Here is a 13,548-nt window from a genome sequence, read left to right as displayed (position 1 = left end):
TGGTGTCAAATTCCCAGATAGCGCCGCGTCTATTTTAATTAACTGCTTTGAGCAAACAGTAAAATGCTACTATCTAACTTGCGCGTAAGAAAGCAATTTAACGTTTAAGGCTAAGAAGTAGAAGTGGCAGGTATGTCAGAAACAACAAGGACTCGCACGCATGCGCCCGAGATTAGGCAGCGTGCTGTCGAGATCCTCCAAGAAGGGGTCGGCCATCGCGCGCTCGCCGCAGAGCTTGGCATCCCCCAGGCCACAGCCCGTCAGTGGGCCCGTGCGTATGCCGTGGGCGGCGCCGACGCCGTTCTCAATGCGGGCTCTCATCACCACACATATTCGTTTGACGTTAAGCTTGCCGTGGTTAAGGACCGCTTGGAACATGGTCTGACGGTGCGTGAGGTCATGGTCAAGCACAAGATCCCCAACGAGTCTTCGGTTAAAGCTTGGTGCCGACAGTATCGCGACGGTGGCGAGGCCGCCTTGGTCGATAAGCCGCGGGGTCGTAAACCGCGCGTTAAAAAGGCGGAATAGCGAACGGGATGGTGCGTCCGCAGGGGCGCATTTTTCTTGCCGCGCCAACTTTTTGGACCGCCGCGAGTCTATCGGGACATCCTTCAAAGTGGTCAATAAACCGCGCGCAGTGGCCCGTGCGCCCGCCGCTACGATAGGGGGAGCGTCGCCTCTCTGCTCCAAAGCGGACATGCCCTTACCCCATACGCCTAAAACCCCCAGTTGACCGAAAACCGGCCGCCTGAACCCCCAATTTGAGCTATAACGTTAAATAATTGCAGCGTTTTTGCATGGGGGAGTGATGGTATGACGCTACTGTATTTCCTTACCCTGTTTCCGCTGGTACCGGCGATGGGCATGCTGCTCGCGCGCAGTGACCGAGCCCGCGATGCGGTAGGGCTTGTAGGCTCCGGCATTATTATGGCGGTGACCGTTGTAGTTGCCGTCTTATTTTTTGGCACGGGTCCGCAGGGCTTTGAGGTTGCCCCCGGCACCTCGCATGTGCTCTCGATCATCAGCTCCGTCATCGACGTAATTCTGTGCGCCGTCATCCTGTACAACGCGTTCAAATATAGGAACGCGTTTACCGGCGTGCTCGGCGTGGTGCAGCTGGTGGGTTCGGTTGCCTTCGCTGCCATGACGCTGCCCACGGCCGAGGTCGTCACCGCCACGCCGCTCTACCTGGACTATATGAGCGTGATCATGGTGCTCGCCGTTGGCATTGTCGGCAGCCTGATCTGCGTGTATGCCCTGGGCTACATGAGGGACTTCCAGGCGAACGATGAGCACGAGGCCGCGCTGCGTGGGCAGACCGCGCCCGACCGACGCCCGCAGTTCCTGGCGCTTATGTTCCTGTTCCTTTCGGCCATGTTCGTCATCGTGACGAGCGACAACCTGGAGTGGCTGTTCTGCGGCTGGGAAATCACCACCGTGTGCTCGTTTCTTATGATTGGCTATACGCGCACGCCCGAGGCCATCAAAAACGCCTTTACCCAGATCATCCTCAACATGCTGGGCGGCATCGCGTTTTTGGCGGGCCTTATGTTCCTGCACGTCAACGGCGTACCGCTGACCATCTCGGGCATGATCAAGCTTTCCGGCGCCGGAACCGCGCAATCCGCGCTGCTGGTGCTGCCGGTCGTCTTGCTGTCGATCGCCGCGCTTACCAAGGCCGCACAGATGCCGTTCCACACCTGGCTGCTCGGCGCCATGGTCGCCCCCACGCCCACGAGCGCCCTGCTGCACTCGTCCACCATGGTCAAGGCCGGCGTGTTTTTGATGGTCAAGCTGAGCCCGCTGTACGCCACCTATCCCGTGACCGGCTTTATGGTCACGAGCGTGGGCGCCATCACGTTTTTGCTCGCCGCCCTCATGGCCGTCTCGCAGAGCAATGCCAAGCGTGTGCTCGCGTACTCCACCATTTCCAACCTGGGCCTCATCAGTGCCTGCCTGGGTGTCGGCGCGCCCGAGGCCGTGTGGGCCGCCATCTTCTTGATCTTGTTCCATACGGTGGCAAAGTCGCTGCTGTTCCTGTGCGTGGGCACGGCCGAGCATCATATCGGCAGCCGCAATATCGAGGACATGGACGGCATGTTCAGTCGCATGCCGCACCTGACGCGCCTGATGATGCTGGGCATCATGGGCATGTTCGTGGCGCCGTTTGGCATGCTCGTGTCTAAGTGGGGCGCCCTGGTGGCGTTTGCGCAGACCGGCAATGTGCTCATGATCATGGTGCTGGCCTTTGGCTCGGCCGCGACGTTCTTCTTCTGGGGCAAGTGGCTCGCCAAGCTCTCGGGCGTGGATTCTACGGCCGAAAACGTGGAGGGCAATGTCCATAAGACCGAATGGATAGCGCTCAACACTATCGCCGCGCTGCTGATTCTGTGCTGTGTAGCGTTCCCGATTATCTCGAGCGGTCTGGTGTCGCCTTACTTGGCCATGGTGTTTGGCCGCGTGCCGTATGTTATTGGCAAGGATGCCATGTATCTAATGGTGGTTATCGTGGCTTTTATCGCCGTGGTGCTGCTGACTTCATTCCGCGTGAGCGACAAACCGCACGTAAACGTATATCTTTCGGGTGTGGGAACCGACAATTACCGTCATTTCCGCGGCTCGATGGGACACGAGGTGAAGGCCGAAAAGCGCAATTGGTACCTGGAGGACGCCCTTGGCGAGAATCGCATTGGCCCCGCGGGCAGCATCGTGTGCTGCAGCATCATCCTGTTCGCGCTGCTATGCTGCGTATGGATTGGTCCCGATACGCTCGCCGTGGGCGAGCCCTCGGTGCTGCGCGGCAAGTATTTCGAAGGCTCGGGCGTCGTGGGCATCTTTATAGGCACAGTGGCGTTTGCCCTGCTGGCGCCTTTGGTTGGTGGCCTGATCGACGGCATCGACCGCAAGCTGTCCGCCCGCATGCAGGGCCGCGTGGGACCGCGTCTGCTGCAACCGTTCTACGATGTAGCCAAGCTCCTGCGCAAAGCCCCTGCCAGCGTAAACACCGTGGACGATACCTACATGGCGTGCGCGCTCATCTTTACCGTGGTGGGCGGCGGCATCTTTGTGTCGGGTTCCAACACACTGTTATGCGCCTTTATGGTTACCCTCGCTGCGATCTTTGTGGTGCTGGCGTCCGCCTCGACGCAAAGCCCGTTTGCCCAGGTCGGAGCCGACCGCGAGCTGCTGCAGGTCATGAGTTACGAGCCCGCCGTTTTGCTGATGAGTGTGGGCCTGTACCTTGCCACCGACAGCTTCGATTCCATCGCCGTGACGGGGCAGTCGGCCCCCATCATCGTGTACAGCGCGCCCATCTTCCTCGCACTGCTCGCGGTTCTTACCATCAAACTGCGCAAGTCGCCGTTCGATCTTTCGTACTCGCATCACGCGCATCAGGAGATCGTCCAGGGCGTCGCCACCGAGATGAGCGGCGGCACGCTGGCCAAGATGACCCTTATGCACTGGTGCGAGACCGTGCTGTTTTTGATGTGGGTGGGCATGTTCTTTGTTTGGGACAACCCGGTGAGCTGGTTGGTCGCCCTGGTCGTTATGGTCATGACGTATTTTGTCGAGGTACTGATCGATAACACCTTCGCCCGTAGCACCTGGCGCAGCTGCTTTAAGCTCGGCTGGGGTGTGGCGCTGGTGTTTGGCCTGCTCAACCTTATGCCCATCCTCGTCGACGTGTTTATTTAGGAGGCGGCATCCATGGATCATAAAATGTCGCGCTCGCCGTGGGTTATTCATTACGACGGCTCGAGCTGCAACGGATGCGATATCGAGGTGCTGGCCTCGCTCACGCCGCTGTTCGATGCGGAGCGCTTTGGCGTAGTCAACACCGGCAACCCCAAACATGCGGACATCTTTTTGGTGACGGGGTCGGTCAACGCCCAGAACTTGCCCGTCGTGCGCCAGATCTACAACCAGATGCTCGAGCCCAAGTGCGTGGTGGCGTGCGGCATCTGCGCGTGCTCGGGCGGCGTGTTCCGCGATGCGTACAACGTGATCGGTGGCGTGGACCGCGCAATTCCCGTGGACGTGTACGCGCCCGGATGCGCCATTCGCCCCGAGACGGTGATCGACGCCATCGTGGAGGCGTGCGGCATCCTGGACCAGAAGGAGGCCGTGATGCGCGCCGGCGGCGACCCGCTTACCGTGGGCGGTGCCGCTACCTGGGATGGTGGTGTTGAGCTGGGCGAGGACGGATTTGTGGCCCCGGCTGAGGCCGGCGACGCGCCCGCCGCTGGCGACGCACCTGCTGGGACGCCCGCCGCGTCCGCCGCTGCAAGGGGGGCCGAGTAATGCAAAAGGCAATCTATACCACCGTCGAGCTCGATGCGCTGCTGTCGCATGTCCAGGCGCTCAAGGGTGCCGGTGCCCGCTTTGTGCAGATGCACGCCGAGCGCAATGTGGACGACGGCACGTATCGCTTGGTCTATACGTTCATCAACGTTCGTGCTGCCCAGGAGCAGATCGCGCAGGACGGCAGCTATGCGATTGAGAACCTGGTGGTTGAGGGCATCGACCAGTACCAGGAGATTCCGTCCATCAGCTCGTACTACCCTGCGGTGTTCCCGTTTGAAAATGAGGCACACGACCTGTTTGGGCTTGCCATTACCGACATGCAGATTGACTTTAAGGGCTTTTTCTACCAGGTCTCGACTGCCGAGCCCATGAGCGTCATCACGCCCGAGGTTAAGGCTGCGCGCGAGAAGGCCATGAAGGTCCGTGCCGCTGCCGAGGCCAAGGCGCGCAAGGCTGCGGCCGAGAAGGCCGCCGCTGCCGCGGCCGCTGCGGGGGAGGGCGCTGGCGATGCTGCGGGCGCTGCCGTCGCTCAGCCCGCTGCGGCTGCCGGCTCCGATGCTCAGCATGACGAGGCTGCCGCCAAGGCCGCGCTCAAGGCTGCCGAGATGGAGGCAAAGCTCGCCGCCATGGATCCCGAGAAAGCGGCCAAGGTTCGCGCGGCGCTTGCCGCCAAAGCCGCCCGCGATAAGCAAAAAAAGGAGGCGTAAGGTCCATGGCACATCGCTCCGTTATTCCGTTTGGCCCGCAGCACCCGGTGCTGCCCGAGCCGCTTCACCTGGACCTGGTGCTCGAGGACGACCGCGTTATCGAGGCAATTCCGCAGATCGGCTTTGTGCACCGCGGACTCGAGAAGCTCACCGAAAAGCGTGACATGCACCAGTTTGGCTACATCGCCGAGCGCATCTGCGGCATTTGCGCCGTGGGTCACAGCTGCGGCTATGCCAGCGCCTGCGAGCGCATGCTCGATATCGAGGTGCCCGGCCGCGTGCAGTATATCCGTACCATTTTGCACGAGCTTTCGCGCATTCACTCGCACCTGCTGTGGCTGGGCCTGCTCGCCGATGCCTTTGGCTTCGAGGCGCTGTTCTATCGTTCGTGGACCCTGCGCGAGCAGATTCTCAAGATCTTTGAGAGCACGTGTGGCGGTCGCGTGATTCTGTCGATTAACGAGATCGGCGGCCTTAAGCATGACATTGAGGACTCCGAGCTGGCGGGCATTGTCCAGACGCTCGATGCCATGCGCCCCGACTACGAGGCCCTGGTGCATACGTTTTTGGACGACAACAGCTGCGGCGAGCGCCTGCATGGCGTGGGCGTGATCAGCAAGAAAGACGCGCTGGACCTGTCGATGGTCGGTCCGTTTGGGCGCGCCTCGGGCGTGGACTACGACGTGCGCATGTTTGGCGACGGTGCCTATGCGGACCTGGCTGCGTTTGAGCCCATCGTTGCCACCGATGGCGACTGCTATGCCCGCTGCCAGGTGCGCTGTGCCGAGGTCACGCAGGCCATGGACATCATTAAGGAGCTTGTGGGCAAGATTCCGCACGACGGCATCGGCGGGCGCACCAAGCTTACGCCGGCCGATGGCGCACGCGGCGAGGTTGTGATTGAGCAACCGCGCGGCGAGGCGTACTACTATGTGCGCGGTAACGGCACCAAGAATTTGGACCGTTTCCGCGTGCGCACGCCGACGTCGCAAAACCTGGCGGGCCTGACGCATGCACTGCAGGGCGTGCTCATTGCCAACGTGCCCATGATTATCCTGACCATCGACCCCTGCATTAGTTGCACGGAAAGGTAGGCGCGGCATGAGTTTGATGACATTTGCCAAGACGGCCTTGGGCTCTATGGTCAAGCAGCCGGTCACGGTGTGCTATCCGCAGGAGGAGCTGGCGGCGCCCGAGCGCCTGCGCGGGCATATCGTCAACGATATGGACGTGTGCATCTGCTGCGGTATGTGCGCGCGTCGCTGCCCGGCGGGCGCGCTTGCGGTCGATCGCAAGGGTGGTACCTGGTCGATCGACCCGTACGCCTGCGTGGTGTGTGGCGAGTGCATCGAGAGCTGCCCCAAGCACTGCCTGACTATGGACACCGCCCGTACTCCGGTTGCGGCGAACAAGACTCCCACGGTAGAAACCAAGCCGGAGTAGCACTGGAATAGAGCTGGAATAGGGGCCGGTGGGGCAAAAATGCCCCGCCGGCCCCGCGCGTGAACGCGCGGCTAAGCCTCTGCGAACAAAAACTATGCCGGATTACGGGGCTGAATTGCGAATCCCCAACCATATCGAAAACCACGAAGATAAAACCGCAGGTAGACAGCTCGCTTTTTTCAAAAATAGAGGGTATGGATGAGGGCCCCGACTTTAGCTCCGTAATCTGGCATAGTTTTGAAATGCCACCATATCAGTAACAGCGCTTGATCTCCCGCGGACGAAGGAAAACGGATCATTTTGGCCTTGCGAGGGCTGCCGCGCGACCCGTCTGCCACGAAATGGGCCCATCTACTACGTTTAAGCCGCTACCCTCAACCATGCCAAAAAGCGCGAAAACGAAACCGCAGGTAGAACGCCTGCGGTTTTTCATGAAACGCGGTTGTGGTCAGGGGCATCGGGTTAAACATAGTAGATAGGCCAGTTTCGTGGCGAGCACCACCAATTGATCCCCCGAGGACGGAGGAAAACGGGTTCTTTTGCCCCGTCCATCTTGAGTCGCACCCGTTTTCCTGCGAAAACGCTCGTGTCTCAACTATGGTGAGACATTTGTCTCACGCTCAAAACCGAATCTGGAACGTGTGTCACCTGCTCAAATTGTGTCTCATTCCGTAACTTGAGGCTGATGCAAGGCCTGAGTCTGCGAGAAGGGAGACGCGATGGGTAAGTACACGAGGGGTCTCTTGGCGGTGATGCTGGCCGTAGTGCTGGTATTGCCGGCTGCGGCATTTGCCATGCTGCCCGAGGCCAACGCCAGGTCCAGCACCGGAATGGATGGACCGACAATGACCGGAAAGGTCGTCGATCCCGATACCAGCGGCCGCTGGGAAATCTGGGCGGCTGGCCATAGCGGCAATAAAGTATCGACCCAACACGTCGGCCGAATCTGGACCGACAAGACGGTCAAGGCAACCGAGAAAAACGAGGAGTCGGATTTTCTGACTACGCTTTCGGCCATGTCCTCGACGTCCAATTCAACCGTGACGGTTACTACGCCGCTCGACATCGTGATGGTGCTGGATGCCTCTGGCTCGATGGATGGTGAGATGGGCGGTGGAGATTCCACCAAGCGTATCGATGCACTGGAGAGCGCTGCCAGCAGCTTCATCGACACCATTGCCAAACAAAACGAGGGTATCGAGGGCGTGGATAGGCAGCATAAGGTTGCAATCGTTAAGTTCGCGGGCAAGAAGTCCGACAATATCGGCAACGGGACGTATCGTGACGGAGAACACACCTACAATTACACGCAGGTAATGAAAGGCCTGACCGATTGCTCCGGCGGCAACGTGAAAGCTCTTAAGGATAGGATTGCCCAGATTACACCCGCTGGTGCAACGCGCGCCGACAATGGCCTGCAGCTGGCAGAGGGCATCACTTCTGGTCGCGTGGACGCCAAGAAGATTGTTGTGTTCTTTACCGACGGCACGCCGACAAGCTTCAGCGAGTTCAATCCGGATGTCGCTAACGCTGCCGTAACGGCCGCCAAGAGCATGAAGGACAGCAAGGCTACCGTTTATACTATCGGCATCTTTGATGGCGCGGATCCCAAAGCCAGCGTCCAGGATTCGAAGACAAGCCAAGAGAACAAGTTCATGCAGGCCGTTTCGAGCAACTACCCCAATGCCACGAAATGGAATTCTCACGGAACGCGTGCGGAAAACTTCGACTACTACAAGTCGGCGACCAATGCCGAAGAGCTCAAGAAGGTCTTCGACGACATCTCGCAGGCCATCACATCGGAGGCGCCTTATCCGACCGAAATCCATAAGGGCTACGACGAGACCAAGTCCGGCTACATCACGTTTACCGACGAGCTGGGCGACTTTATGCAGGTTGATGGATTTACCGAAGTCGTCATTAACGGCACGCCGTTTACCAAGGCGAGCAAGACGGTCAATAAAGAAACCAATACCGACACCTACGAGTTCACCGGCAAGGCAAAAGACCTGCTCATTACCGTGCAGCGTGCCGGTGATGACAATCCCCAGAAGGGCGATATCGTAACGGTTAACATTCCTGCGTCGTTGATTCCGCTGAGTCACTTTAAGACCGTAGACGGCAAGCTTTCGGTCGACAACGTTAAGCCCATCCAGGTGAAGTATGCTTCGAGCGTGAAGAGTGTTGCGCTCGACAACCTATTTACGCCTGAGGAGGTCACGGGGCTCAAGGCTTACATCGAAAAGAATACGACCGTTGCCGACGATGGCACCAAGACCGTGAACTTCTACGCGAACAAGTGGGAGACCGGCGCGTTGGGCAATACGGTTGCGACCTTTGAGCCGGCCGACACCAACCGCTACTACTACTTCCAGAAACAGACCCCAATTTACACGGACAAGGACTGCACGCAGCCTGCAAAGAATTCGCTGGCAGATACCGGCACCTATTACTACAAGGATGAGTTTGAGGAGCAGGGCGAAAACGGCAAGGCCAAGCCCGCCTCTGCCGTCATCGAGTTTATCGGCGGCGACGCTGCGAAGTTTGACGGCGCTATTGTTTCTGACGAGGACGGCAGCCTTTCGTTTAGCGTGGGAACCGCGCGCCTAGCCTTTATCGACGAGCTCCACACCACCAAGGAGAGTGTGGGCGGCAACAACACTGGTACCGCGACCGACGTTCTTAACCCCAAGTGGAACAACGTGTCCGCCAAGGCGACCGCGACGCATGTCAATTCCTACCTGGGCAACAACGGCAAGATCAGCTTTAACGTGACGCCGACAACGGTGGATACCAAGGCCAGCTTTGGCCTGACCAAGGTGCTCGAGGGCCGCAGCTGGACGGATGCGGACGAGTTTAAGTTTGAACTCTCCGCAACGTCTGAGAATGACGCCCCGATGCCCGCACACGCGACCGCGACCGTGACCAATGACGACCTGGACGACAATGGCAAGGCAGCTATCGACTTCGGCGAGATCACCTGCAACAAGCCGGGCGAGTACACCTATGAGGTCCGCGAGGTCAAGGGCGGCGCCGGTGGCATCACCTACAGCGAGAACGTTGCCACGTTCAAGGTGACCGTGGCGGTTAAGGCCACGGGTGGGCTTAAGGCTGACGTTGAAAAGATCTCGGGCAAGACCGAGTTCAAGAACACCTATAGCGCCAAGACGGAAACCCCGCTGACTCTTGAGGCAACCAAGACGCTCACGGGGCGCCCGATGGCCGATGACGAATTTAAGTTTGCGCTGAGCTATGCGGGGCACGACGAGGTTCTGCTGGATGCAACCAACAAGAGTGGCAAGGTTGAGTTCGGGCCGCTGACGTACACGACCGAGTCGCTTGCCAAGCTGGTCGAGGAGGGCAAGGCGTCGGTTGATGCTAGCTCCGACAAGCCCACGTGGACCATTCGCTACATTGCTGCCGAGCAGACCGGAAAGCTGCCTGCGGGCGTGAGCGCCACCGTGTCGGCAATTGACGCATGTGTAACCGTTGTCGACAACGGTGATGGTACCCTGACGGCGACGGCTGTCTACGGCGATGCCGGCAACGAGTTTGTGAACACCTACACTGCCGCGCCTGTCGAGGCATCGCTTGTGGGCAAGAAGAATCTGCAGGTTCCTGATGGCTTGACCCCGGCTGACATTGCCGGCAAGTTCACCTTTACCGTGACCGGTGAAGAGGGCGCACCCATGCCCGCGAACGCGAGCGTGACCAATGATGCCAAGGGCAAGGTCGACTTTGGCAAGATCACCTTTACGCTCGACGACCTTAACAAGGCTCTGGGCGAGAAGCCCGAGAAGCGCGAGCACACCTTTACCTACACCGTGACCGAGTCCGGTGAGGTCGCTGGCGTGACCAACGACGCCGAGACTTCGCGTACGGTTTCCTTCACCGTGACTGATGACGGCGAGGGTACTCTGAGGGTGTCCCGCAAGCCGGACGGCGATGCGGCATTTACGTTCACCAATACCTATAGCGTGACGCCCGTCGAGAAAAGCGTCACCGACCAGATCACCGCGACCAAGGTCCTGGACGGCCGCGGCCTCAAGGCTGGCGAGTTTAGATTCGAGCTCGTCGAGGGCGAGGGCGAGGACGCCAAGGTCGTCGCCACCGGCACCAACAATGCCGAAGGCAAGATCACGATGAACGCCGTGAAGTACGACAAGTCCGGCAAGCACACCTACACACTGCGCGAGGTCAACGGCGGAACCACCAGCAAGGGCGTCACGTACAGCGGCGCCAAGTACACCGTTGAGACCACCATCACTGACAACGGCGACGGTACCCTCAAGGCCGAGCATGTCCTGAAGGACGACGTCAAGGCTGCAACTTTCGAGAACGCTTACAGCGTGACCCCGCTCGACACAGAGCTCGACTTTGGCCTGAGCAAGGCCATCGACGGTCGCGACTGGACGGATGCAGACAAGTTCAGCTTTACCATCACGGCCCCCGAGGGCACCCCACTGCCCGACCCGGCAACCGTAACCGTGACCAAGCAGGATGCTGACAACGAAGGCATCGCCGCCATCAAGTTCGGCAAGATCCACTACACGGCTGCCGGAACCTACAAGTACGAGATCCGCGAGAACGCGGGCAGCGCGGCCGGTATGACGTATGACGCGCATGTCGCAACCGCCGAAGTGACCGTGACCGAGAACGGCGACGGCACCCTGACCGCCAACGTCACCACGGAAAACGGAAGCTTTACCAACACGTACCGCACTGAGCTCAACTACACCGCGGCCGGCGGCCTCAAGCTCAGCAAGACCCTCTCCGGACGTCCCATGACCGAGGGTCAGTTCACCTTTACCGTGACGCCTGCCGACGAGGCTTCGGCCATCGCGCTCGGCCTGCACGAGGGCGCCAACGTGTACAAGTCCCCTGCAACGGCAGAGGCAACGGTTGGCCTGATCGACATCCTGGCTGGCCATGAGGTCAAGTTTACGCAGGCTGACGCGGGCAAGACCTTTACATACACCGTTGCCGAGAAGAACGATGGCCAGCCCGGTTACACCTACGACGAGGCCGTGCGCACCGTGACGATCGCTATCGCCGACGATGGCGCTGGTACGCTCACCGCTACGACGATCGTTTCCGGCGGACCCGAGGGCACGCATGCGACGGTCCACAAGAGCGGCGAGAACAAGGTCGAGAGCGCCGTGGTCCCGTTCGCCAACAGCTACCACGCATCGACCGATAACCCGGGCACCGCTGCTCAGGTTGTCGCAACCAAGACCCTGACCGGTCGTCCGATGGCCGACGGCGAGTTCTGCTTCGGTATTGCCTATGCAGGTGAGACGGAAGCCATCAACGGCACTACGGCGTGGAACGTTAACGGCCAGGTGAGCTTTGGCACGCTGCATTACACGACCGAGATGCTTGCCGACCTGGTAAACGCCAAACGCGCCATCCGCACCGACGCGGATGCCAAGCTTGCGTGGACTATCAACTACACGGCGTTTGAGTACACGTCCCCGCTCGCAGCAAAGGGTATTACTGCCGCGAAGTCGAGCTTTAGCTTTAAGGTCATCGTCGTCGACAACGGCGACGGCACTCTGACGGCGAAGCCTGACTACGGTGGCACCGAGCCCGTGTTCGAGAACGTCTATGGCGCCGAGGCCGTCGATGCCGCACTTGCCGGCGCCAAGAAGCTCCAGGCTGCCGAGGGCCTGACCCCGGCCGATATCACGGGTAAGTTCACCTTTACCGTGACCGCCGATGAGGCGGGCGCCCCGATGCCCGAGCGCACGGCCGCAACCAACGACGCGGCCGGCAACGTGGACTTTGGCAAGATCCACTTTACGCTCGAGGACCTCAACCGCGCCTTGGGCGTGACGGATGATGCGACCGATAAGGCCGAGGCAGACGAAGCTGACGAAGCCGAGGCCGACGAGGCAGAGGCTGAAGAGGCCGACGTCGACGCTGATGCCAATGCCGACGAGTCCGGCGGCGAGTCCGAGCCCGCAGCCCCCACCGCCCCGCGCTCGCACACCTTTACCTACACGGTGACCGAGTCCGGTAGCGCCCCTGGCGTGACCAACGACGCCAACGCCATGCGTAAGGTTTCCTACACCGTGACTGACGACGGTGACGGACATCTGAAGGTCGTGCGCGAGGGTGACGACGGCGCTGCCTTCACGTTCACCAACACCTACAGCGTGACGCCTACCGATTCTGTGGTGACCGATCAGGTCAAGACGGTCAAGCGTCTGACCGGACGCGACCTTGCAGCAGGCGAGTTCACGTTTGAGCTGCTCGAGGACGGCGTGGTTGTCGCGACCGGCACCAACGACGCCAATGGCACCGTCGCGCTGAGCCCGATCCGCTACGAGGCACCTGGCGCGCACACGTACATGCTGCGCGAGGCTTGCCCCAACGCGCTCGGCCTGTACAAGGGCGTCACCTATGACGGCACGACCTACACCGTCGTGACCACCGTCTCCGACAACGGCGACGGCACGCTGACCGCGACGCACAAGCTCGAGGGAACTACTGAGTCGGCTGGCTTTACCAACAAGTATCATGCCATGCCCACGCAGGTCTCCATCGGTGCCATCAAGGTGCTCGAGGGACGCGAGCTCAAGAAGGACGAGTTTAGCTTTAAGCTCGTTGGCGAGGACATTGAGTCTACGGTCACCAACGATGCCGACGGCAAGATCAACTTCGACAAGTTCGAGTACGACGAGCCCGGTACGTACGTCTACACCATCAGCGAGGTCAAGGGCGACGAGGCCGGTATGACCTATGACAAGTCCGTCTTTACCGCGACCGTCAACGTGGCCGATGACGGCGAGGGCAACCTCAAGGCGAATGTCGCCTTTACCAAGGGCGACAAGAGCGTCGAGGGCATCGTGTTCAACAACACGTACAAGAAGCCCGAGACGCCCGTGCCGACGCCCGATCCCGGCACGCCCAAGACCGTGACGAACATCGTCAAGACGGTCAAGGGTTTCCTGCCCACCACGGGTGACCAGCAGACCGCCGCACTGCTCATGGCGTCTGTTATCGCCATGGCCGGCGTCGGAGCCCTGGTCTGGGGTATCCGTAAACGCTAGACACGCTGGCGGCGCCCGGGGCCAAAAGGCCCCGGGCG

7 protein-coding genes are annotated in these 13,548 nt (G+C 60.2%); all 7 read left to right on the top strand.

The window, feature by feature from the left end:
* Positions 1-132 precede the first annotated feature (132 nt).
* Positions 133-528, top strand: a complete 396-nt coding sequence (locus ACQRAP_RS05635; protein ID WP_427795129.1) for a helix-turn-helix domain-containing protein — start codon at positions 133-135, stop codon at positions 526-528.
* Between the two features lie 285 nt (positions 529-813).
* Positions 814-3,696: a proton-conducting transporter membrane subunit gene (locus tag ACQRAP_RS05630; RefSeq protein ID WP_427795105.1), complete on the top strand. Its 2,883-nt coding sequence runs from the start codon at positions 814-816 to the stop codon at positions 3,694-3,696.
* A gap of 12 nt (positions 3,697-3,708) precedes the next feature.
* Positions 3,709-4,302, top strand: coding sequence for an NADH-quinone oxidoreductase subunit B family protein (locus tag ACQRAP_RS05625; protein WP_154516632.1), 594 nt, complete (start codon positions 3,709-3,711; stop codon positions 4,300-4,302).
* Positions 4,302-5,012 (top strand): NADH-quinone oxidoreductase subunit C, encoded by a 711-nt coding sequence (locus tag ACQRAP_RS05620; RefSeq protein ID WP_427795104.1) that lies wholly within the window; start codon positions 4,302-4,304, stop codon positions 5,010-5,012. The genes ACQRAP_RS05625 and ACQRAP_RS05620 overlap by 1 nt, the downstream gene beginning before the upstream one ends.
* Before the next feature lie 5 nt (positions 5,013-5,017).
* Positions 5,018-6,106 (top strand): nickel-dependent hydrogenase large subunit, encoded by a 1,089-nt coding sequence (locus ACQRAP_RS05615; protein WP_154516627.1) that lies wholly within the window; start codon positions 5,018-5,020, stop codon positions 6,104-6,106.
* Between the two features lie 7 nt (positions 6,107-6,113).
* A complete protein-coding gene (locus ACQRAP_RS05610) occupies positions 6,114-6,455 on the top strand; it encodes a 4Fe-4S dicluster domain-containing protein (protein ID WP_427795103.1) in 342 nt (113 codons plus the stop codon).
* A 719-nt stretch (positions 6,456-7,174) separates the two neighbouring features.
* Positions 7,175-13,510, top strand: coding sequence for a Spy0128 family protein (locus tag ACQRAP_RS05605; protein WP_427795102.1), 6,336 nt, complete (start codon positions 7,175-7,177; stop codon positions 13,508-13,510).
* Positions 13,511-13,548 lie beyond the last annotated feature (38 nt).

Origin of the sequence: Collinsella sp. SGI.180 (assembly GCF_050313455.1) — a bacterium.
In the GTDB taxonomy this organism is placed as follows: Bacteria; Actinomycetota; Coriobacteriia; order Coriobacteriales; family Coriobacteriaceae; genus Collinsella.
The sequence above is the reverse complement of the archived record's forward strand: the minus strand, read 5'-3'. Positions and strand labels throughout refer to the sequence as shown.

Excerpts from the sequence above, each read along its gene's own strand:
- ACQRAP_RS05635 (WP_427795129.1), top strand. The coding sequence starts at position 133 with ATGTCAGAAACAACAAGGACTCGCACGCATGCGCCCGAGATTAGGCAG.
- ACQRAP_RS05630 (WP_427795105.1), top strand. The coding sequence starts at position 814 with ATGACGCTACTGTATTTCCTTACCCTGTTTCCGCTGGTACCGGCGATG.
- ACQRAP_RS05625 (WP_154516632.1), top strand. The coding sequence starts at position 3,709 with ATGGATCATAAAATGTCGCGCTCGCCGTGGGTTATTCATTACGACGGC.
- ACQRAP_RS05620 (WP_427795104.1), top strand. The coding sequence starts at position 4,302 with ATGCAAAAGGCAATCTATACCACCGTCGAGCTCGATGCGCTGCTGTCG.
- ACQRAP_RS05615 (WP_154516627.1), top strand. The coding sequence starts at position 5,018 with ATGGCACATCGCTCCGTTATTCCGTTTGGCCCGCAGCACCCGGTGCTG.
- ACQRAP_RS05610 (WP_427795103.1), top strand. The coding sequence starts at position 6,114 with ATGAGTTTGATGACATTTGCCAAGACGGCCTTGGGCTCTATGGTCAAG.
- ACQRAP_RS05605 (WP_427795102.1), top strand. The coding sequence starts at position 7,175 with ATGGGTAAGTACACGAGGGGTCTCTTGGCGGTGATGCTGGCCGTAGTG.